Source organism: Parabacteroides sp. AF27-14 (assembly GCF_003635425.1).
Lineage (GTDB): Bacteria > Bacteroidota > Bacteroidia > Bacteroidales > Tannerellaceae > Parabacteroides > Parabacteroides distasonis.
In genome coordinates this window covers 19,017-40,434 of record NZ_QTLZ01000027.1, presented here as the reverse complement: position 1 = coordinate 40,434, position 21,418 = coordinate 19,017, and the positions used below count along the sequence as shown (strand labels likewise).

Here is a 21,418-nt window from a genome sequence, read left to right as displayed (position 1 = left end):
AACATGAGAAAGATTTTCACACTATTCTTCTGTGCCGCCTCCTTGGCCACAGGACTAGCGCAACAAGAATCCTATTTTACCAATCCCGTGATCCACGGTGACGTAGCCGATCCTTCCATTATCCGGATCGACCAGACTTACTATATCACTGGCACCTCCTCGGAATGGGCCCCCTATTATCCGGTTTTCACCTCTACCGATTTGGTGAACTGGCAGCAAACCGGACATGTATTCGACGAGAAGCCGGAATGGACTAAATCCTCATTCTGGGCTCCGGAATGGTATCAGCATAAAGGGAAGGTATATGTCTATTATACGGCCCGGAAGCAATCGGATAACATCTCGTGCATCGGTGTCGCCGTGGCGGATTCACCTACGGGCAAGTTCAAGGATTACGGCCCGGTGGTAGAGTTTGGGAAGGAAGCGATAGACGCATTTATCTTGGAGGACAAAGGCAAACTTTACATCAGTTGGAAGGCTTATGGATTGGATAACCAACCCATAGAGTTATTGGCCTGTAAGTTGACGGACGATGGGCTTCGCCTAGACGGAAAGCCTTTCAGCCTGCTGCGTGACGATGAGCGTCAAGGTATGGAAGGTCAGCATTGGTTCAAGAAAGACGGATATTACTATATCATCTACTCCGTGAGAGGCTGTTGTGGCCCGCAAAGCGATTATGCCGTATCCGTGGCTCGCTCGAAGAAGCTGGAAGGCCCTTACGAGAAATACCAAGGAAACCCGATCTTGCACGGAAGCAAGGAGGTTCTCTCCATCGGTCACGGAACGATTACGACTACACCGGACGGACGCATGTATTACCTATGCCACGCTTACCAACCGGGAAGCGGCTTCTACCAAGGTCGCCAACCTTACCTGCAAGAGGTGAGAATGGGCGAGGATCATTGGCCTCACTTCGTAACCGGGGAATACGCGAGCCGCACGCAACCCATGCCATTTGCCGAGTCCGCACAAGTGCCGGTATTCGATTTCTCGGATGATTTCACCGGTGCTACCTTGCGTCCCGAATGGAGTTGGAACTATCCTTACACGGATGTCAAGACCGAGATCAAGAACGGTAAATTATCTCTATCCGGAACACCGAAACCCGGCGTAAAGACCGGAGCGGCACTTTGTTTACGCCCAACCTCCCCGGATTACACGTTGGAAACAGCGATCGTAAACCGGAATGACAGTTGGAAAGGAATCACGATGTACGGAGACGCAAATAACCTAATCACCTGCGGATGCGTAGGAGACCGTTTGATATTGAAATATATCCTAGAGGGGAAAGAACATCCATTGGCCGATCTTCCTCTTCCCGCCTCGCCTTTATATCTACGGATGAAAGTGACCGACGGTACGCATAGCACGTTCTACTGGAGTAAGGACGGACAAGCATGGAACGAGATCGTCGGCGAAGCTCTCTCCGCGAAAGAGACCCGGTCGTTGATCCAATGGGATCGTATCTCCCGTCCGGGATTGTATCAAGAGGGAGATCCTACGGCATCGGCCATTTACGCTTATTGTCTATTAAAAAATGAATGATGGAATCTAAGTTTCACACGTTTGCCCAGCCGATACAATCGATCCCCTTACCGGAACGATTCACGTATCCTTTTCACTATACACCGCATCCTCTATGCGTAATAGCGGCTGAGGAGACGCAGGCATACCTGAAAGAACGAACCGAATGGCGGGAAGAGTTACAAACCGGAAAAATGTTCGGCGTATTGGTGGTTCGTACTCCCGCCGGAGAGGTCGGCTATCTGGCCGCGTTCTCCGGTAACCTAGCGGGGAAGAATGTACATCCTTTCTTCGTCCCCCCGATCTATGACCTATTACAACCGGATGGTTTCTTCCGGCAAGAGGAGGAGCGGATCAATGAGATCAATGCCCGTATCCGAACCCTGCAAGCCTCTCCAGCTCTCGAAGACGCACGGTCGAGGTTACAAAGCACGATCGAATACTGCGATTTCGTATTACAGGCCGCAAAAGACTTGATGAAAAAGAGGAAAGAGGAGCGCGACCGACTTCGGCAGTTCCCTCTCACGGAAGAAGAGACCGCACTTCTTATTAAAGAGAGCCAACACATGAAAGCCGCTCACAAGCTAACCAAGAAATCATTGCGGTCTATACTGGAGGAGGATCAAGCCAAGGTGGATCGGCTTGAGCAGGAGATCGAGCAACTGAAGCAAGAACGCAAGCGACGGTCGGCGGCCTTGCAACGCAAGTTGTTCGAACAATTCCGAATCCTGAACGCCCGGGGCGAGGTGAAGGACTTATGCGAATTGTTCGCCCCTACCTACCAAGGTGCGCCGCCTGCCGGAGCGGGTGAGTGCGCCGCCCCTAAACTCTTGCAATACGCCTACCAGCATCAGTTGGAACCGATTGCCATGGCTGAGTTCTGGTGGGGCGATTCTCCCAAGACGGAGATTCGGCACCATGGATATTATTATCCGGCTTGCAAAGGAAAATGCGAGCCGATCCTCCATCATATGCTACAGGGATTGCGGGTAGATGAAAATCCGTTATTGGCGGACTCTCACCAGGAGACGAAGCTGGATATCCTTTATGAGGACGACTATTTGTTGGTCATCAATAAACCGGAAGGTATGCTCTCCGTTCCCGGCAAGGGAGATGTGGACTCCGTCTATCAAAGGCTATCGATCCTTTATCCGGAAGCCACCGGCCCAATTATCGTACATCGCTTGGATATGGCGACATCCGGCTTGCTACTCGCCGCCAAGACCAAAGAAGCGCATCAGAACCTGCAAGCCCAATTCAAGAACCGAACCATCCAGAAAAGGTATATCGCCTTATTAGAGGGCGAAGTTCCCCAAGATGAGGGCGAGATCCGTCTCCCGCTATGTCCCGATCCTTTGGACAGACCCCGGCAAATCGTAAGCGAAGAATTCGGGAAACCTGCCTTTACACGCTACCGGGTATTGGAACGGACTTCCGGAAAAACCCTTATCGCCTTTTATCCCCAAACCGGACGTACCCACCAGCTACGGGTACACGCCGCCCATCCCCTAGGTCTTCATTGCCCCATCCTTGGCGACGAGCTTTACGGACGAAAGGCGGAACGGCTCTATCTGCACGCTGAATATCTAGCATTCACGCATCCTATCACTTTCGAGAGGATAGAGATACGTGCCAAGATTCCATTTTCTCAACACTAAAATTGTCTATTATATCCAATAACTAAACAGATACTAAAGATGAGAACTATCAGAAGTAAAATATTAATAGCCATGGGATGGGTAATGCTTATTAACGTCATTGTTTTAGGCTTCTTCGGCATCCCTACTGGTATACTACTGTGCGCCTTGATAGGACTAGCCTATGGAGTCTATAAACAAGATAAGCCTTTCCGTCTATATTCTTCTATCGCCCTGATTGCGACTATCGCCTTTTTCATCGTCTTCTATATACAACTTCAACATATGTAAATAACCGTATCAAATCCCTGTAATCATTATGGAAACAAATTATCAAAAGTTCTTGGCGGGCGAGTATTGCAACCATCTGGATCAAGAAGTCCTGCAAATGATCGTCCAGACGAAAAACCTACTCGCTCGTTTGAACGCAACCAATATAACCGACAGCGCTACAAGAGATGCCCTCTTACGCCAAATGCTAGGAAGCATTGGCAAGTATTCCAGCATTGATATAAATTTCCATTGCGAATGCGGGAAGCACATCTTTATTGGTGACAAGGTCATTATCAATATGAACTGTACGTTTTTAGACGATAATATTATCAAAATAGGAAATAACGTCCTCATCGCCCCCAACGTACAATTATATACGGCTACGCACCCGATAAATGCGAACGAACGCTTCGTGAATGATTGGGACGAACGATCGGGGGATTTATTTTTCAGGACAAAAGCCCTCCCCATCACCATTGAAGACAATGTTTGGATTGGTGGTGGAACGATCGTCTTACCCGGTATCACGATCGGGAGGAACAGCGTGATCGGGGCAGGCAGTGTAGTGACAAAATCCATTCCCACCTATAGCGTGGCCGTCGGTAACCCATGTAGAGTGATCAGAGAATTACCCAAAGAAGACTTATAAGAACTTGCCACCCATTAAAATCACCGGCATTTCCTAGGCGCTCCATGCCATGAGCATCCTAGGCAAAATACCTCTGTCAAGTCAAATCCGGACAGATCCGTAGTGGGATCTTTGGGAACGACCTCCCCATTCTCGTGAACATACACTAAAAGACGTTCCCCTGCCGCATTCTTTACATACATAGAAGGGATATCACACTGCGGACACCGATACTTTCTCATCATCTAATCTTTTCTTTATCTTTTTATAAACATACAAAAACGCAGGTATCAAGAATAAGTCAGCGGCAACCCAAGCCAACGGATCACCGAAGCAAACGCCCAAGAACCCAAAAGCGGGAACCGCATACAAGCTCACCAAGACACGTGCGATCATCTCTGAAACACCCGAGAGCATCGCAAGGTTGCTAAAACCTACCCCTTGTATCGCGTAACGCAAGATACACAGTAGCCCGACAGCCGGGAAGAACCAGCAAGAAATATGCAAAAACTGCTCCGTATAGTCCAGTATCTCGACCTCAGATGGAGCCACAAACAACAAGGCCAGCCAACGAGACCCCAGCATCAAGATCATCCATGTAGCGGCGGCATACGTAAGCATCATCAACGAACTCACCTTAATTCCCTGCAAAATACGCTCCGGCTTTCCCGCCCCATAATTCTGTCCGCAATACGTAGCCATGGCGATACCCAAACTCTCAAAAGCGCAAATGAAGAACATCTTGATACGGGCGGCGGAAGTAAAGGCAGCGACACAGGCCGTGCCCAAGGCGTTATTGGCGCTCTGCAACATGATACTGCCAATAGCGGTAATAGAAAATTGCAATCCCATCGGAACCCCCATCGCCAATAAGGTACGGGCCAGCCCGGCATGAAACCTTCGATCCTCGGAAGAAGTAGCCCGTAAGATCGGAAATTTCCGAAGCATATATAAATAACATAGAATGGCGGAAAGCCCTTGCGAGAAAACCGTAGCGATAGCCGCTCCCATCACGCCCCATCCTAGCACCAAGATGCAGAATAAATCCAAGAAAACATTCAAGACCGTAGAGAACAGCAAGAACCAGAATGGAGTCTTGCTATCTCCCAAAGCCCGCATGATACTTGCCAACAAATTATAGAAGAATGTACAAGGAATACCGATAAAAGTAACAAACAAATAATCATAGGCCCCATCGAAGATATTCCCGGGTGTCTGCATCCCCCGCAAGATATCCCGGCAATAGAAACCGGAGACAGCGGCGATCACCACGGACATCACCGTAGCCAATTGCAACCCCACCGCCACGTAACGGCGCATCGTCGCATAATCCCTCGCCCCGAACTTTTGAGCTACCGGGATGCCAAAACCGGCGCAACATCCGTTACAGAATCCCAGAATCAAGAAAATCACCGAGGTACTGGCTCCTACGGCAGCCAGCGAATTTATACCTAGAAATTTACCTACGATAGCGGCATCGATCAAAGAATAAGTCTGCTGAAGCAGATTCCCTAATAACAATGGCATCGTGAAACTGAATAGAAGAGGGAATACAGCACCCCTCGTCATCTCTTTTGAGTTTGCCATACATCTAAATTAAAAGGATAAACAAAGAGGATAGAAAAACTGATTAGTCATCGCAAAGGTAACAACCCTAAGGTAAAACGCAACTCTCTCCATCATTATTTCAAACCGGAATTCACATAAAATAACAATGCCCATCGTAAGGTCTTCACAATGGGCATCGTAAGGTGCTTAGAATGCCTATTGTAACAGGCTTACAATGGGCATCATGGTTTTCTTATTCCAACGAGAAAGAATACGGACGATCGCTATCTTGTATACCTCGCTGTTTATTAGGGGTATCACTCATTTGGTATTGGATCTTCGCGCCACCTAGCAACTGCTCGTGTGTCAAGAAATTGCGGGTGTAGGTCTTGCCGTTTACTTTCATACCCTTGATGTAACGATTTTCCCGATCGGCCTTGTCCGCTTGGATCAACACCTGCTTTCCGTTATCCAGATGGAGCTTTACGGATTTGAACAAAGGGGTACCTAATACATATTGGTCGGTACCCGGACATACGGTATAGAAGCCTAAGGCAGAGAACACATACCATGCGGAAGTCTGTCCGTTATCCTCATCGCCGCAATAGCCATCCGCCTCAGCGGTATAAAGTTTGTGCATGATCTCGCGCACCCAGTATTGGGCTTTCCAAGGCTCGCCGGAATAGTTGTATAGATACACCATATGCTGGATGGGTTGGTTGCCATGGGCGTATTGTCCCATATTCATTACTTGCATCTCACGCATCTCATGGATCATACCGCGGCTATCCATACCCAAACGACTAGGCATCTTGAAGACGGAATCCATCATGTGGTTGAATTCCTTCTTTCCTCCCATTAAGTCGATAAGACCTTGCGGGTCGTGGAAAACACAGAAACTCCAATGCCAGCTATTACCCTCGCAGAAATCACGGCTCCAGTCCGTACCTTTAAAAGAAGGGTTGAACTCGCCCTTATCAGAGCGTCCGACCATCAACTTATATTTTGGGTCGTACACATTCTTATAGTTGTTAGCCCGTTGCTTGAAGATATCGATCTCGCTTGCCGGCTTGCCTAGTTTCTTGCCCAAGGTATAAATCGTCCAGTCATTATAAGCATATTCCAAGGTACGAGCTACGTTTTGTCCGATACCGATATTATTCGGTACATAACCCAGTTTATTATACTCCTCGTAAGCGACACGACCGGAAGCCGTTCTCGGCAGTTGGCTATTCGCGTCATGCTTCAAAGCTTCCCAAAGCGTCTCGATATCGTATCCTCTCAAGCCTTTGATATAAGCGTCGGCTACCACGGAAGCGGAGTTATTGCCGACCATGCAATCCCGGTGGCCCGGACTTGCCCATTCCGGCAAGAAACCGCTCTCTTTATAAGCGTTCACCAAACCTTCCTGCATCTTTTGGTTCATCTCCGGATACATCAGGTTCAAGAAGGGGAAAAGACAACGGAACGTATCCCAGAAACCGGTATCGGTAAACATATAGCCCGGCAAGACCTCACCGTTATAAGGGCTATAATGCATGACTTGCCCTTTGGCATCGATCTCATAGAAGCTACGAGGGAAAAGCAAGGAACGATACAAGCAAGAATAGAAAGTACGCAAGTTATCGATGTTCGTATCCTCTACCTCGATCTTACCTAATTCCCGGTTCCAGATTTCCTTCCCTTTGGTCACTAGCTGATCGAAACCAGTATCTCCCACCTCACGCAAGTTTAACTCGGCCTGCTCAGTGCTGATGAAAGAAGAAGCCACATTGGCATGCACCACCTCGCCGGCCTTTGTCTCAAAACCGATGATAGCGCCGGCATGGTTTGTCTTCACCTCCGACTCATCCAACTGGATCGCCCCGTTCTTAACCGTAGAGGAGAACGTGAATGGCTTATCGAATTGGATCACGAAATAATTCTTGAAGTTACGGGGAACACCGCCCGTGTTCTTCGTGGAATAACCGATGATCTTACGTTCCGCAGGCAATACCTTTATATAAGAGCCTTTATCGAAAGCGTCGATGACGATATACGCTTTCTTGGTTTCCGGGAATGTAAAGCGGAACTTAGCCGCACGTTCCGTCGGAACCAACTCGGTAGTCACGTCATGATCGGCTAGATAGACCTTATAATAATAAGGTGTAGCCACTTCCCCTTTGTGAGAGAACCAGCTAGCCCGTTTCTCCTCGTCGAAGACCAAGCCTTCGGTAGTAGGCATAATGGAGAACTGCCCGTAATCGTTCATCCACGGGCTCGGTTGATGGGTTTGCTTGAACCCCCGGATCTTATCCGCGTCGTAACGATAGGTCCAGCCGTTGCCCATCTCGCCGGTCTGGGGAGTCCAGAAGTTCATACCCCAAGGCATGGCCGTGGCCGGATAGGTATTTCCGGTAGATAATTCGTACTTGGATTGGGTACCGACTAACGTATTCACGTAGTCTACAGGATTCTCTACGGCGGAAAGCTGCATGCAACAGGCTATCCCTATCGCTAAGAACCCTTGCTTGAAAAAAGATGTTTTCATGTTTGTATAGAATATTAATATTGTCTGTATTGTAGAGACGGGGCGTGCCCCGTCTCATCCCTGCAAAATAGTAATTTAAGATACGATCAGTCTGTGGGAGACGGGGCACGCCCCGTCTCTACAACTTGGTGATTGTGTAGGCGGTAACGTTGGCCGCTTTCCGGACAAGTAGCGAATCCCTCGGAGTCAAATACAAGGCGATGACCGTACTCACTTACCCAACCGATCAGGCGGGATGGATTCCCTACGACCAGCGCATAAGCCGGGATATCCTTCGTAACCACCGCTCCGGCACCGATCATGGCATATTTTCCGATCGAATGGCCGCAAATGATCGTGGCATTAGCGCCGATCGAGGCTCCCTTGCCAATCACCGTCTCCTTATACTGGTCTTTCCGAGAGATAGCGCTACGCGGATTGGTTACATTTGTAAACACGCAACTAGGCCCCAAGAACACATCATCCTCGCAAATCACCCCCGTATAAATAGACACATTGTTCTGCACCTTCACGTTATTCCCTAAGACCACGCCCGGCGATACGACTACATTCTGGCCGATATTACACGCCCTGCCAATCACGCATCCCGTCATGATATGGGAAAAATGCCAGATATGGGTTCCTTCCCCGATCTCACAACCGGCATCGATTACCGCTGTCTCGTGCGCTTGATAACTCATATCAATCCTTTTATTTATAGATTAGGAAAATAGTGGGCTTCTTGCTCAGATCGGGAACTTTACCCGCCCATTCCTTGACCGGGCGAGTATGGATATACTCATCCTCACAGGTTATATTCGAGGCGATACACAGTTTCGTAGACGGACGGCACGTACGGATCAACTCCTCGGCCAGTTTATTATTCCGGTAAGGAGTCTCGATAAACAATTGCGTCTGATGCTCGGAATAGATCCTTCCTTCCAATTTCTTGATCGTGTTCGTTCGCTCGGAAGCATCGATCGGCAGATAACCGTGAAAAGCGAAACTCTGTCCGTTAAAGCCCGATCCCATCACCGACATCAAGATAGACGAAGGCCCTACCAACGGTACCACCGGATAATCCTTCCGTTGGGCGATAGCCACTACGTCAGCACCCGGATCAGCGATCGCCGGACAGCCCGCCTCCGAGATCACGCCTACACTCTCGCCTTTCGCCAAAGGAGCCAGATAACCAGCTACTTGTTCCGGTGAGGTATGTTTATTCAGCTCATAAAATGTCAAGTCATCGATCACAATCCCCGGCTCCACCTTTTTCAAGAAACGGCGTGCCGTACGCACGTTTTCCACGATAAAATGCCGGATAGATAAGATCACGTCACGGTTGTACTCTGGTAAAACACGGCGATGTTCCGTATCGCCCAAGGTAACTGGTATAAGGAAAAGAGATGCTCGCATACTGTTTGTTTTCCGCGAAAGTAGTACTTTTGCCGCAAACTAACAGAATAATCATGGCACTTCCTATTGATTTTATTACCCGTACACGGGCTTTACTTGGCGAGGAGTTCGATCGTTTAGAGGCAGCGTTAAACGCTGATGTTCCCGTAAGTATCCGTATCAACTCGATGAAAGGGACTCCCGCTCCCAAAGCAGGTGCTCCGGTTGCTTGGTGCGAGAGCGGTTTTTATTTGCCGGAACGGTTGTCTTTCACCTTCGATCCTCTATTCCATGCGGGGGCCTATTACGTGCAGGAAGCGTCTTCCATGTTTCTGGAACAAGCGATCAAGGCATACGTAAAAGAGCCGGTACGTTGCTTGGATTTATGCGCCGCCCCGGGTGGCAAGTCCACGCATCTGGCGAGCTTATTGCCGGATGGAAGCCTGTTAGTGAGCAATGAGGTGATCCGCAGCCGGAGTTATGTATTGGCCGAGAATATCGCTAAATGGGGCCGCCCGGACACGATCGTTATCAATAATGACCCGGAGGAGATCGGCGAGGCATTGCCTCATCTGTTCGACGTGATCGTCACCGACGTACCTTGTTCCGGTGAGGGCATGTTCCGGAAAGATACGGATAGCACAGGCGAATGGAGCGTAGATAACGTACGGCTTTGCGCCTCCCGTGGGCGGCGCATCATCCATGATATCTGGAACGCCTTGAAACCCGGAGGTATCTTGATCTACAGTACATGTACCTATAATACGGAAGAGGATGAGGAGAACATACATTATATAATAGAGGAGCTGGGAGCCGAGGCATTGCCTATCCCTACCCAAGAGGAATGGCAGATCACCGGCGCCCTCCGGTTTGAACATCCGGTTTACCGCTTCTTCCCGCATAAGACACGGGGTGAAGGCTTTTTCCTCGCCGCCCTCCGGAAAGCGGAAGGCGAGATCGAGGAGATTCGTGTCAAGTCCAAAGGGAAAAAAGAGCGAGGAAAAGCCGCTCCGTCTATCCCACAGGAGGCCCGTCTGTTCCTTTCGGATGAAACTTCGTTTTCTCTCGAATGGAACGGCAGTTTCCTTCGAGCGTATCCCAAAGCCCATTCGGATCTATTTTCACTCATCAATGCCAAGCCTTTACGGGTACTTTCCGCCGGTATTTGCCTAGGAGAAGCGAAAGGGAAAGACTTTATCCCATCTCAAGAGCTGGCTTTAAGTACTGCCTTAACCCCCAATGCATTTCCATCCGTGGAACTGGAATGGGAAGACGCTATTAAATTCTTAAAGAAAGAGGCGCTCGTCTTACCCTCCGGTACAGATAAGGGATATGTGTTGGTACGCTACCAAGGACTTCCGCTAGGTTTTGTAAAGAACCTTGGCAACCGGGCCAATAACCTGTATCCGCAAGAGTGGCGTATACGGACGGGATATATTCCGGAGGAAATCAAACTATTTTTAGGACGATAAGACCACTATATAGGCACAAAGCCACACGTATATACGTATAAGACCACACTTACGTACGTGTAGGCCGATGCGTATATACGCATGAGGTTACGCCTATATACGTGAGAGAATCAATCCTAATCCACGAATCGCAACGTAAACAAGGCGGCCTCCATCCGGCGGATCAAGTTCGCCTTTTTTGATTCCGGGGCATAGACAAAGCTTTCCGCTACGATAACCCGCCCTTTTTTCTTGTCGAGCAGGGCATGGCTGACGAACGGGCCGCCCATCTTATCTCCTTCCATACGCCAAAGACCACGCAATACGCCGCGGTATTCGCCACGGTAGGTGATCGGCTCGTAAGAAAGCTCGAAGCGCTTCTCTGTCTTCATATAAGAATTCGGGAAAGAGCCCGGTACGTTCCGCCTCACTACAGAATCACGCATAGCGACCAGATAATCTTCGGTAAATGCCTCTTGAGCCGTATAGGGAAAACTATATACCAAGATATCAGTCCGTCCCCTATTTGCGTTATTCGAGCCCCAAAAGAAATCGGTCTCTTCCTTATAGGCCGACATATCTTCCGGCACGAACAGCGAGATACCGAAACGGGACTTCAACTTCTCATTGATCCAACTGCTATGGCTCTTAGAAAGTCCAACTATCCAACGTTCCCTTTCCACTCGATTGAAATGGTTGACCAACCGTCCTTCATTTAATAAAAGGAACTCGGTTAAAGCAGCGGTAGTCGGAGCATACAGAGTCACAACATTCTGACCGCTGGCCCATTCATCGGGACTCTCTCTTGTTCCAGCTTTCGTATACCGGTTAGTATCTACGGATACGATCAAGATATTTCGTACGTATCGTAATAAACCGGAAAAGCCCGATGGCTCCGAATAGGTGACACGCATAGATGCTTCCGCTTGAGGCAAAGCAGGTATCGGCGCTCGCAATTGTTCTTGCAGCAACTCCCCCACCTCACCATTCCATGCGTCTCGATCCATTACAACCACCACCTCGAAAGGCCATCCGGTAGCCCGCCGTAGCGAGGCCACCGGAGAGGACGAAGTCCAATCACAAGCGGAAAGCCCCACCATTAGGCTAAGGCTGATCCATAGTAGTACAATTTGTGTTCTCATAGCATTCCTGATTATTCGTTCTTAAAAACTAAACTACACATCGCAAAAGTACAGGAAGGATCGTAAAGAGGAAAGAAATGGTACCGGACAAAACAAGCGAACATCAAACAACTAATAATCACACATATAAACCACGCAATGGGAGATAAACGGATAATATTGCCGGACAATCACGACAAACAAAATAACTTTAAGCTTTATAATAAACGGACATAGGCATCCAAATCCGTCTTTTCATCCAAGCCTAGACGTTTTTTTAAACGGCCTTTCGATTTGGTTAACGCATCCGGAGTATTATTAAACACGGCTAGTTGCTCCTTTCGGGAGAAATTCCATTTGATCAAGCAACATATTTCCTGCTCATGGCGGGTAATACTGTATTTATTTCTCAGATCGGTTAAGAAGTTATTAAACAGAAGATCGGTCATACCAATAATCTCAGCCCATTCCTCTTTACTTGGATTCACATGGAGAGGATCATCTTTAAGGGCACATAAAAGCTTAGGTACATCCACATCTACTTTTCCGGTAGCATTGTCCAATAAGTTATTATCGCCGGAAAGAACAAGGATCTCTCTCTCCAACTGCTCCATCTTCTGGCGATAGGCTGTCAGCTCCGTCTCGATCCGGTCATAAGCCTCCGAGCGGATGACCAGAGAATCCCGTTCCCGCTCCAAGCGTACGACTTGCTCTTGATAGGAGGCTAATTGTTGTTTATAACGATACATATTCGCTTTATTCTGCCGAATGCGAGAACGGACAGATTCATTTCTCTCCCGGATACGTCCCGTACGTACTCCCAACAAAAAGCTAAATACCACCGCCACGATCAAGGCTAAGCAACCAGCCCCCCAATCAACAAATCCCCAAAACTCCCCCATCCCGGTTACCGTATGGATTTATTTCTCAGATAATCATAGATAGCCAATTGCGAACGCACTTTTACCGGATTATCATCACACTTAAAATTATTACGTAACTCGCCATCCAAATAACAAGCTTTCACGTTGTCACTTAGCTGGATATTCAAGATATCGATTATCTCCCTCTTCAGATCCGGATCAAGGATCGGGAAAGCCGTCTCGATCCGTCGGTTCAAATTCCGACGCATCCAATCCGCCGAGGTAAGGAAAAGATCCTCCTGACCATCATTCAGAAAATACCAAACCCGGGAATGCTCCAAAAACATATCCACGATACGAGTAACCCGGATGTTAGCGCTGTAAGGTTGGTTCGGTACCAGGCAACAAATCCCCCGGACAATCAGATCGATCTCTACCCCCGCCTCACTCGCATGATAGAGTTCCTCGATCATATGTTGGTCATGCAGTCCGTTCATCTTTAATATGATCCGTCCTCTTCGGCCTTCCTGCACATGCTCGATCTCCCGCCGAATCCTACCAATCAATTCCGAGACCATATTGAAACGGGCCACCAACAAATGGCGGAAAGTAGGTTCTTTCATACGCCCTTCCAAAACAGCGAATACTTTATTGATATCCGTAATAATCTCCGTATTCGAAGTCAATAACGCCATATCCGAATAGATCTTGGCCGTCTTCTCATTGAAATTACCGGTACTCAAATAGGCAAAATCACGCCGTTTAAGTCCCTCGGACGTATCCTTCCGAAGAATGACCGCAACCTTCGCATGTACTTTCAAGCCCGGAATACTATAAATGATACGAATACCGGCCTGCTCCATACGCTCTGCCGTACTCATATTATTCTCCTCGTCGAAACGGGCTTTCAATTCCACAAATACCGTCACTTTCTTACCATTCTGGGCAGCGCTGACCAGCGTATTAATCACGGCCGAATTCTCTGCCACTCGATACTGGGTAATCTTGATCTCATCCACCTTCGGATCAAAGGCCGCCTCCATCAAAAAGCGGATCAAATAATCAAACGACTCATAAGGGAAATGCAATAAGATATCCCGCTTCTTCACGGCCTTGAATACCGACCCCATCTCATCAAGGAAAGGCACACGCATAGGCACCGGTGGCTGCTGCTCCAAATGCTTTCCTGCCGGATTCGGCAATTTCATCAAGTCCTGCAAATTATTATATCGTCCACCTAACACCAAGTCCTCCGACGTAATACCAAAGGCATCGCAAACAAAAGCCAGAAAATCACCCGGCATCGCTTGATCATACATAAAACGGCTCAAGGCTCCGATCTTGCGCTTCTTCACCTTCTTACGGATATTCTCCACGATATTCGCCCGGCTCTCATCATCCAAATAAATATCCGCATCCCGGGAAATCTTGATGCTGTAACAGCCATCAATAATATAACCGGGAAAAACATTCTGTAAATTCGCACGGATAATGTCGTCGATAAACATGATATAATATTTCCCGTCATGCTGAGGCAACTCGATAAAACGGGGAACTTTCGCATAAGGAATCTTCATCAACGCATAATGATACTCGGGTACGAAGCCCGGCTCATTCATCCGCTTGCTCCGCTTAATCATACGGATCACAAGGTAAAGCCGACGATCCCGGATGAACGTACGTATATCACCGGCTTGAATCATGACCGGCGACAGGAATGGGAAAACCTCCTCATTAAAGAAATTATGGACAAACTCTTCATGGAAAGGTTCCGGCTTCTCATTCTGGTATAAGTAAACATTCTGGCGATTCAATTCCGGCAATATCTTCTCCGAGAAAATACGGTAATAGTCCCGTTGCTGGCGGTTAACCTCCCGGGTGATAGCCGCCAAGGTCTCTTCCGCCTCAGCTGCGCTCTCCTCCGAATAATTCTTTTTCATGATTACCCCCCGGTGTTCCGCAACCCGGATCTCATAAAATTCTTCCAGATTCGAGGAATAGATAGAAAGGAACTTAATACGCTCATAAATAGGCAGCGTATCATCTTCCGCTTCCAGCAAGACACGGTAGTTAAACGACAACCAGCTTAAGTCCCGTTTAAAATATTGATATGAATTCTCCATAATATTCTTATCTTAGGCGTGTAAATATAGATACTTTCGAGCAATAAAAGAAATTGTTATGATTAAAGTTGGATTGCTTTCAGACACCCATGCGTACTGGGATGATAAGTACGCCGAATATTTTAAAGATTGCGATGAAATCTGGCATGCGGGCGATATAGGCTCCGATCTTTTGGCCGCGAAATTCGAGGCATTGAAACCTTTCAGGGCCGTATACGGAAATATAGACGGACAAGCCATTCGCCTGCAATATCCTAAAGTAGCTCATTTCAAGGTAGAAGACGTGAACGTTATGATGACTCATATCGGAGGTTATCCGGGCCGCTACAATCCCGAGATCCGCAAAGAATTATACGATACACGGCCAAATCTATTCATCTCCGGACATTCGCATATCCTGAAAGTAGTATTCGATCGAAGCTTGAAGTGTCTGCATATGAATCCGGGAGCGGCTGGAAAAAGTGGCTTTCATCAAGTACGTACCTTATTACGTTTCGTTATTGCGGGAAAGGATATCAAAGATTTGGAAGTTATAGAGCTAGGGAATCGGGCATTATAAGATGATTAGTTACCGCAACAGAAACTCTCGGCGAAAAGAATCGTATTTTGCAAATAAGCGAACTCTTTCTCAAAATATTCGCTAAACACCCCGGAGCTCAAGTTCTCCTCGATTTGTTTCGCTGTCCAAAGCTTTCCGCTACGGCGCTTACATTGATTTAATTGCTCTTCCGTACGTAAACAAATAACATAGAGAGATACCAAATGTTTCACCTTCTCGTTCTCAAATGTATAACGGATCAGGAAGCGTGGAGCAATTGATTTATCTTGCGCCAAACTTCCGAGAGTCTCTTTGACCGTGCTATCTATACTATGTCGGAAGAGCACGTAATTATGGAACGGATAATCCATCGTATCCGGAGAGACAAACTCATCCTTACTTCGTCTCACCAGATATAACATACCATTATAAACAACGGCGATACGCACGATCGGATGATAGTATTTCTTCGGTAAAGAGCGGCTGACCGAACGTGCGATACAACCGATCACCTTCCCATTGTCATTCAATACGGGAAGCCACATTTCCTTTTTCAAGCTACCTTGCATCAAGGACAAACGTATTTGCTCATAAACAATGACCAAAACACCGATTACCAATCCCAACTCCCGGTATAAAAAACGTTCGGTACGTATATTCTGCATCGTTTCCGGCAAGATACTATATAACAAGATGATGAAAAGATGCAACGTGTACAGGTTCTGTACCAACTGAGCGAGGAAATAAAATTCGTTCAAGGTAGTACGAAGCAAAGTACGTTTAAAAGAGGGACGTTTCGAATCGCGTATACGTTGTATGACCGTTCTCCTCGTGAACCCCACGATCGCTAACGCCACGACCAGTAATACTTCCGTGATAAGAGGAGAGTATATAAACAACACAGGTTCAAGCTTGAGACAAAGAAATACGGAATATAAGACCAATGTGCCCGCCGATGGCAGAAGCATAAATTGGTATACCTTATCCTTGCTCAACACCTGAAACAAAAAAATACAAACAAAACAGAAAGTAACCCCAATTATAAAAGATAATAAATAAGAAAAATAGTTATCCAAAAACATGAATAACAACAATGGCAATAAACCTATCGCCTGATTATCTAGACCTTTCTTTACTCTGTTCATTCCTTCCCCCCCTTTAGTCCACTTTTATATTAATAACAACAAAGATTGTCAAAAGTTCATGAATCATATATGCTTTTCCGCATGGTACGACGAGCGTACCAGCGGAGCGCTCTCTACTTTCTTAAAACCTTTGCCAACGGCTTGTTGTCTATAATATTCAAAGCATTCAGGAGTCACATATTCAGAGACGGGAATATTCTTGCGAGAGGGCTGTAAATACTGCCCGATTGTTAAAACAGAAACACCCGCCAGCAAAACATCATCCATTAATTCAAGCACCTCATCCTCGGTCTCGCCCAGTCCGACCATGATACCAGTCTTGGCTACCACACCCCGCTCAGCGATTCGTCGTAAAACGGATAAGCTCACGTCATACTTTGCGGCGCTACGCACTTGCGGACTGATACGGCGTACAGTCTCCATATTATGGGAGATAATCTCAGGCGCCGCATCCACGACCTGATCAACCAGATCCAATCGTCCTTGAAAATCCGGGATTAAGACTTCCACAGTCGTTTGAGGATTCACCTCTTTGATCGTACGGATCGTATTTACCCAATGAGAAGCGCCTAAGTCTGGTAAGTCATCACGATCAACGGACGTGATCACCGCATGCTTGAGATTCATTAAACGGATGCTCTCCGCTACATTCGCAGGCTCTTTCGGGTCCAACGGAAGAGGTTTACCCGTTAGCGTATTACAAAAACGACAAGAGCGAGTACAGATCTCACCACCGATCATGAATGTAGCTGTTCCCCGGCTCCAACATTCACCCATATTCGGGCATTTACCACTTGTGCATATTGTGTGAAGGCAATGAGATTCAACAATACTTTTTGTCTTCGTGAATTGCTCATTTCCGCCAAGCCGGATCTTCAACCAATCCGGCTTTCTTAAATGCTGCGCCATGTCTTACAAATTATTGAATAAATAATTAGCCATCTTCGTATACAAATGGTAACGGGTATTACCACCGTATATGCTATGATTCCGATCTTTATAAACATGCATATCGAACTGCTTACCCGCTTGAACCAAAGCCTCGGCATATTCCATTGTTTGCATAAAATGAACATTATCATCGGCGGTTCCATGAACCAGCAATAACTTGCCTTGCAAGTTTTTCACCCGGCGTAACGGGGAGGTAGCCGCATAGCCCTCGAAATTCTCTTGCGGGGTACGCATGAAACGCTCCGTATAAACGGAGTCGTAATATTTCCAGTCCGTCGGAGGAGCCACGGCGATACCCACCTTAAACGTTCCGTTTCCGGTACTCAAGGCCATCAACGTGTTATAACCTCCGAAACTCCAACCCCAGATCGCAATACGATCCTTATCGATATAAGGTAACTTGCCCAACGCTTGCGCAGCCTCCACTTGGTCTCTGGATTCCAGCTCGCCCATTCTCAAATAAGTACATTTACGGAATGCCTCACCACGGGCACCGGTTCCACGACCATCCACACATACCACGATAATACCATTTGAGGCCAGATATTGCTCCCAATCGAAACCGTATTGATCCAATACTTGCTGGGAGTTAGGACCACTATATTGCGTCATCATCACCGGATATTTCTTTGACGGGTCAAAATCAGCGGGTTTTACGATCCAAGCGTTGAACTCATAATCCGAAGCCGTATGTACCTTCATAAATTCCTTCTTAGCAAAAACATATTCCTTCAGCTTACTCTTCAACGCGGCGTTATCTTGCAGAACACGTAGTTCCTTTTTGGTCTTCGTCTCATTCACCGTAATCTTCGCCGGGGTATTCGCATTGGAATAGGTATTCACGAAATAAGCGAAATTGTCACTAAAGACCGCCTTATTCATACCCTCTTCCGTAGAGAGTTTTGTCTTCACGCCTTTAGCGTCGATCTTATAGATAGAACGGCGGATCGGGCTTTCTTCGGCAGACTCGTAATAGAAAGTCTTCGTATTCTCATCCACGCCCAAGAACTTCGTGACATCCCAGTTCCCTTGAGTTACCTGACGTTGCATAACACCTGTCGGGGAATACAAATAAATATGAGAATAGCCATCTTGTTCACTCACATAGGTAAACCCATTGTTCAAGAACTGGATAGAAGTCAACCAATCAGAATCCACGTAGCATTTATTTTCCTCACGCAAGATCAAACGGAACACACCGCTCTTCGGATTTGCATAATACATATTGAATACATTCTGCTGGCGGTTCAATGTCATGATAGCCAACTGATCCGGATTCTGCGTGAAAGTAATGCGGGGAATATAGAAGTCACCTTCTACCGGGACCTTCATCTCCTTCGTGTCTTTGGTGACTACGCTATAAGAATGTACGGAAACCTTTGAATTCTTCTGCCCGGCCTTCGGATATTTATATTCGTAATACCCCGGATAAAGTCCCTCACCATACATCTGCATAGAATATTCGGGCACCTCGGACTCGTCAAAACGGACAAAGGCCAGATACTCGCTATCCGGAGACCACGCCATTAGATTTGTCACCGCAAATTCTTCCTCATACACCCAATCCGTGATGCCATTCAATATCTTATTCAACTCACCGTCCTTGGTGACTTGTACCTCCGTGTCGAAATCAAACTTACGTATCCAAATATTATTATCCCGTACATAAGCGCACATACGACCATCCGGCGAGAAAGTCGGGATCATTTGCTTACCCTTGGCATCGGAAATAGGCTTCACATAATTACGACGCACGTCATAATCATAAACCACCGCCTTAGTAGAGCGACGATAAATAGACTCCGTATCCCTCCAAACCAAGATATGATGCCCGGTACTGCTGATTGTATATCCATCAAAATCCGTAAAGGTACATTCACGAGCTTTACGGGCATTAAACAATGTATCCACAGGATTTCCCGTACGATAGGAATATTTAATGATCATACTCTTATCGGCGTTCATGGCTGTGTAGTGTTCTCCATCCGGCAGGGATCGCATCTCTCCGATAGCCGTCACTTGACGAAATTTCCCATCGGTTATTTCTTTTAAGTCAACATGCTTGCTTCCGGTTTGTGCGGCCACACTTCCGAATACGGCCAACGAAAGCAATAAACTAAAACCTAATCGTTTCATTTATACTCTTTATTTCAGATTGAAACGCGAAGTTAGCATAAAAAAGTGATTCAAATTGCGAGAAATCGTATCTTTGTCTTATGAAAAAAACTAAACGATATTATGAATTTGGGGATTTTCTACGGGATCTATTCAAATTCAAGGTTCAGAAGATTTCCATAAACGCAGGCTTCACCTGCCCGAACCGAGACGGGTCTAAAGGATGGGGCGGTTGCACCTATTGTAATAACCAAACATTCAGTCCAGAATACTGTCATACGGAGAAAAGCGTTACCGAGCAATTAGAGGAAGGCGTACGTTTTTTTTCCCGCAAATATCCGGATATGCGGTATCTGGCCTACTTCCAAGCCTACACAAATACATACGACCGATTAGACTCTCTTATTCGCAAATATGAGGAAGCGCTTGCCTATCCTGGAGTGGAAGGATTGATTGTCGGCACTCGTCCGGACTGTATGCCGGAAGGTTTATTGGATTATTTTGCGGAGCTTTCCCAGCGAAAATTCGTCATGATTGAATATGGATTGGAAAGTACGCTTGATAAGACCTTAGTCCGCATAAACAGAGGGCATACCCATGAAGAATCGGAATCCGCTATCCGTCGTACGGCGGCAAAAGGTATTTACACCGGGGCACACCTGATACTCGGACTACCGGGAGAAAGTAGGGATGAAATATTACACCATGCGGATGTCTTATCACGCCTCCCGATCACGACACTTAAACTGCACCAATTGCAGCTAATCAAGAATACCCGCATGGCGAAAGAGTTCAAGGAAGATCCTTCTGATTTCCATTTATATACGGCTGATGAATATATCGAATTAGTGATTGACTTCATTGAACGACTGAACCCCTCTATCGTAGTAGAGAGGTTCGTATCACAATCCCCCAAAGAGCTACTGATCGCACCGGATTGGGGTTTAAAGAATTTCGAATTTACCGCTAAGGTAAATAAGCGGATCGAGGAAAGAGATACACGGCAAGGACGACTATTTCAAGTCTAAGGCGACATCACCATAAAAGGTAATAGCCTGTTTATTCACGGGTGTCACATTGATTGTCACCGAGCCATTCGGATAGACTTCCACCCGAAACATGTATACATCCTCTTTGGTCTTTACACGGAACTTGATTTCGGAACTACCTTTCTTTTCAGAGGTTTGCTCCTTCTCTGTCGCCACTTCTTTAAACGTCAAGCCCTCTCCACCACCATAAGGAGCAGAGTAAGCACGTCCAAAGTAAGGAAGATAAGACAGGATCGAGTCACCATGTATTTCCAATGAGTAGGGGGAAGTAAGATTGACGGATCTCCCGGCCATCGGTACGGCACGATCCACATCGATCTTAATACGACCGCTATCCACGATCTCCCTCACTACTTTCTCTTTTTGCTCCTTCCGCTCTTGCTTACTTTGAGCAAAAAGGGATTGCCCTGCACAAAAAAGGACAATCCCTAAAAATCCAACTAACCTTGTTAATCTCATAACCTTAATAAACTAAACACACTATTAATCACTCTATATAGTAAAGACAATCCTTCGGGTGAATAGTTTAATCTAAAAAGGTCAAATTA

The 21,418-nt window shown here is 46.9% G+C and carries 19 protein-coding genes; 7 read left to right on the top strand and 12 right to left on the bottom strand.

Annotation, left to right across the window (positions count from 1 at the left end):
* Positions 1 to 3 precede the first annotated feature (3 nt).
* The 4 genes from DWY79_RS19600 to DWY79_RS19585 are packed head-to-tail and all read left to right on the top strand — an operon-like array spanning position 4 to position 4,083.
* Positions 4 to 1,545 carry a family 43 glycosylhydrolase gene (locus tag DWY79_RS19600; RefSeq protein ID WP_122370144.1) on the top strand — a complete coding sequence of 514 codons (1,542 nt, stop codon included), beginning with the start codon at positions 4 to 6 and terminating at the stop codon, positions 1,543 to 1,545.
* A complete protein-coding gene (locus tag DWY79_RS19595) occupies positions 1,545 to 3,182 on the top strand; it encodes an RluA family pseudouridine synthase (protein ID WP_122370152.1) in 1,638 nt (545 codons plus the stop codon). The genes DWY79_RS19600 and DWY79_RS19595 overlap by 1 nt, the downstream gene beginning before the upstream one ends.
* Positions 3,183 to 3,221: 39 nt before the next feature.
* Positions 3,222 to 3,452 (top strand): hypothetical protein, encoded by a 231-nt coding sequence (locus DWY79_RS19590; RefSeq protein WP_008778700.1) that lies wholly within the window; start codon positions 3,222 to 3,224, stop codon positions 3,450 to 3,452.
* A gap of 28 nt (positions 3,453 to 3,480) precedes the next feature.
* Positions 3,481 to 4,083: a sugar O-acetyltransferase gene (locus DWY79_RS19585; protein ID WP_005854288.1), complete on the top strand. Its 603-nt coding sequence runs from the start codon at positions 3,481 to 3,483 to the stop codon at positions 4,081 to 4,083.
* 20 nt (positions 4,084 to 4,103) lie between these two features.
* Here DWY79_RS19585 and DWY79_RS19580 read toward each other — a convergent pair whose 3' ends face one another.
* The 5 genes from DWY79_RS19580 to DWY79_RS19560 form a co-directional block, all read right to left on the bottom strand.
* Complete coding sequence (locus DWY79_RS19580; RefSeq protein ID WP_005864247.1) at positions 4,104 to 4,307, bottom strand: hypothetical protein; 204 nt, start codon at positions 4,305 to 4,307, stop codon at positions 4,104 to 4,106.
* A complete protein-coding gene (locus DWY79_RS19575) occupies positions 4,276 to 5,649 on the bottom strand; it encodes an MATE family efflux transporter (RefSeq protein ID WP_122370142.1) in 1,374 nt (457 codons plus the stop codon). Before DWY79_RS19575 ends, DWY79_RS19580 begins: the two co-directional genes overlap by 32 nt.
* A gap of 214 nt (positions 5,650 to 5,863) precedes the next feature.
* Complete coding sequence (locus tag DWY79_RS19570) at positions 5,864 to 8,140, bottom strand: GH92 family glycosyl hydrolase (protein ID WP_122370140.1); 2,277 nt, start codon at positions 8,138 to 8,140, stop codon at positions 5,864 to 5,866.
* Positions 8,141 to 8,226: 86 nt separating this feature from the next.
* Positions 8,227 to 8,820, bottom strand: coding sequence for an acyltransferase (locus DWY79_RS19565; RefSeq protein WP_122145486.1), 594 nt, complete (start codon positions 8,818 to 8,820; stop codon positions 8,227 to 8,229).
* Positions 8,821 to 8,830: 10 nt separating this feature from the next.
* Positions 8,831 to 9,535, bottom strand: coding sequence for an SAM-dependent methyltransferase (locus DWY79_RS19560; RefSeq protein ID WP_005854278.1), 705 nt, complete (start codon positions 9,533 to 9,535; stop codon positions 8,831 to 8,833).
* 53 nt (positions 9,536 to 9,588) lie between these two features.
* Here DWY79_RS19560 and DWY79_RS19555 point away from each other — a divergent pair, with 53 nt between their 5' ends.
* On the top strand, positions 9,589 to 10,986 hold the full coding sequence (locus DWY79_RS19555; RefSeq protein WP_121961763.1) for an rRNA cytosine-C5-methyltransferase: 1,398 nt from the start codon (positions 9,589 to 9,591) through the stop codon (positions 10,984 to 10,986).
* Positions 10,987 to 11,102: 116 nt separating this feature from the next.
* Here DWY79_RS19555 and DWY79_RS19550 read toward each other — a convergent pair whose 3' ends face one another.
* From DWY79_RS19550 to DWY79_RS19540, 3 genes are all read right to left on the bottom strand, one after another.
* Positions 11,103 to 12,107, bottom strand: a complete 1,005-nt coding sequence (locus DWY79_RS19550; RefSeq protein WP_048927539.1) for a DUF4837 family protein — start codon at positions 12,105 to 12,107, stop codon at positions 11,103 to 11,105.
* A gap of 197 nt (positions 12,108 to 12,304) precedes the next feature.
* Complete coding sequence (locus DWY79_RS19545; protein WP_005864237.1) at positions 12,305 to 12,988, bottom strand: hypothetical protein; 684 nt, start codon at positions 12,986 to 12,988, stop codon at positions 12,305 to 12,307.
* A 5-nt stretch (positions 12,989 to 12,993) separates the two neighbouring features.
* Complete coding sequence (locus DWY79_RS19540) at positions 12,994 to 15,072, bottom strand: RNA degradosome polyphosphate kinase (protein ID WP_122370138.1); 2,079 nt, start codon at positions 15,070 to 15,072, stop codon at positions 12,994 to 12,996.
* Between the two features lie 58 nt (positions 15,073 to 15,130).
* Here DWY79_RS19540 and DWY79_RS19535 point away from each other — a divergent pair, with 58 nt between their 5' ends.
* Complete coding sequence (locus tag DWY79_RS19535; protein WP_005864233.1) at positions 15,131 to 15,631, top strand: metallophosphoesterase; 501 nt, start codon at positions 15,131 to 15,133, stop codon at positions 15,629 to 15,631.
* Between the two features lie 5 nt (positions 15,632 to 15,636).
* On the opposite strand, the gene DWY79_RS19530 is transcribed toward DWY79_RS19535, so the two are convergent.
* The 3 genes from DWY79_RS19530 to DWY79_RS19520 form a co-directional block, all read right to left on the bottom strand.
* Positions 15,637 to 16,755: a hypothetical protein gene (locus DWY79_RS19530; RefSeq protein WP_122370136.1), complete on the bottom strand. Its 1,119-nt coding sequence runs from the start codon at positions 16,753 to 16,755 to the stop codon at positions 15,637 to 15,639.
* Between the two features lie 63 nt (positions 16,756 to 16,818).
* The gene (gene lipA / locus DWY79_RS19525) at positions 16,819 to 17,664 is read right to left on the bottom strand and encodes a lipoyl synthase (protein WP_005864229.1); all 846 of its coding nucleotides are present in this window, start codon (positions 17,662 to 17,664) and stop codon (positions 16,819 to 16,821) included.
* A gap of 3 nt (positions 17,665 to 17,667) precedes the next feature.
* Positions 17,668 to 19,842: a S9 family peptidase gene (locus tag DWY79_RS19520; protein ID WP_005864227.1), complete on the bottom strand. Its 2,175-nt coding sequence runs from the start codon at positions 19,840 to 19,842 to the stop codon at positions 17,668 to 17,670.
* 80 nt (positions 19,843 to 19,922) lie between these two features.
* On the opposite strand from DWY79_RS19520, the gene DWY79_RS19515 reads away from it, so the two are divergent.
* The gene (locus DWY79_RS19515; RefSeq protein WP_009275623.1) at positions 19,923 to 20,849 is read left to right on the top strand and encodes a TIGR01212 family radical SAM protein; all 927 of its coding nucleotides are present in this window, start codon (positions 19,923 to 19,925) and stop codon (positions 20,847 to 20,849) included.
* Here DWY79_RS19515 and DWY79_RS19510 read toward each other — a convergent pair.
* On the bottom strand, positions 20,835 to 21,329 hold the full coding sequence (locus DWY79_RS19510; RefSeq protein ID WP_122370134.1) for a DUF4251 domain-containing protein: 495 nt from the start codon (positions 21,327 to 21,329) through the stop codon (positions 20,835 to 20,837). The genes DWY79_RS19515 and DWY79_RS19510 overlap by 15 nt on opposite strands.
* Positions 21,330 to 21,418 lie beyond the last annotated feature (89 nt).

Bases quoted from the DNA above. Each gene is read 5' to 3' on its own strand.
- DWY79_RS19540 (WP_122370138.1), bottom strand. From the start codon at position 15,072: ATGGAGAATTCATATCAATATTTTAAACGGGACTTAAGCTGGTTGTCG.
- DWY79_RS19510 (WP_122370134.1), bottom strand. From the start codon at position 21,329: ATGAGATTAACAAGGTTAGTTGGATTTTTAGGGATTGTCCTTTTTTGT.
- DWY79_RS19515 (WP_009275623.1), top strand. From the start codon at position 19,923: ATGAAAAAAACTAAACGATATTATGAATTTGGGGATTTTCTACGGGAT.
- DWY79_RS19585 (WP_005854288.1), top strand. From the start codon at position 3,481: ATGGAAACAAATTATCAAAAGTTCTTGGCGGGCGAGTATTGCAACCAT.
- DWY79_RS19520 (WP_005864227.1), bottom strand. From the start codon at position 19,842: ATGAAACGATTAGGTTTTAGTTTATTGCTTTCGTTGGCCGTATTCGGA.
- DWY79_RS19570 (WP_122370140.1), bottom strand. From the start codon at position 8,140: ATGAAAACATCTTTTTTCAAGCAAGGGTTCTTAGCGATAGGGATAGCC.
- DWY79_RS19530 (WP_122370136.1), bottom strand. From the start codon at position 16,755: ATGAACAGAGTAAAGAAAGGTCTAGATAATCAGGCGATAGGTTTATTG.
- DWY79_RS19565 (WP_122145486.1), bottom strand. From the start codon at position 8,820: ATGAGTTATCAAGCGCACGAGACAGCGGTAATCGATGCCGGTTGTGAG.
- DWY79_RS19590 (WP_008778700.1), top strand. From the start codon at position 3,222: ATGAGAACTATCAGAAGTAAAATATTAATAGCCATGGGATGGGTAATG.
- DWY79_RS19555 (WP_121961763.1), top strand. From the start codon at position 9,589: ATGGCACTTCCTATTGATTTTATTACCCGTACACGGGCTTTACTTGGC.
- DWY79_RS19580 (WP_005864247.1), bottom strand. From the start codon at position 4,307: ATGATGAGAAAGTATCGGTGTCCGCAGTGTGATATCCCTTCTATGTAT.
- DWY79_RS19560 (WP_005854278.1), bottom strand. From the start codon at position 9,535: ATGCGAGCATCTCTTTTCCTTATACCAGTTACCTTGGGCGATACGGAA.
- DWY79_RS19550 (WP_048927539.1), bottom strand. From the start codon at position 12,107: ATGAGAACACAAATTGTACTACTATGGATCAGCCTTAGCCTAATGGTG.
- DWY79_RS19600 (WP_122370144.1), top strand. From the start codon at position 4: ATGAGAAAGATTTTCACACTATTCTTCTGTGCCGCCTCCTTGGCCACA.
- DWY79_RS19535 (WP_005864233.1), top strand. From the start codon at position 15,131: ATGATTAAAGTTGGATTGCTTTCAGACACCCATGCGTACTGGGATGAT.
- DWY79_RS19575 (WP_122370142.1), bottom strand. From the start codon at position 5,649: ATGGCAAACTCAAAAGAGATGACGAGGGGTGCTGTATTCCCTCTTCTA.
- DWY79_RS19595 (WP_122370152.1), top strand. From the start codon at position 1,545: ATGGAATCTAAGTTTCACACGTTTGCCCAGCCGATACAATCGATCCCC.
- DWY79_RS19545 (WP_005864237.1), bottom strand. From the start codon at position 12,988: ATGGGGGAGTTTTGGGGATTTGTTGATTGGGGGGCTGGTTGCTTAGCC.
- lipA (WP_005864229.1), bottom strand. From the start codon at position 17,664: ATGGCGCAGCATTTAAGAAAGCCGGATTGGTTGAAGATCCGGCTTGGC.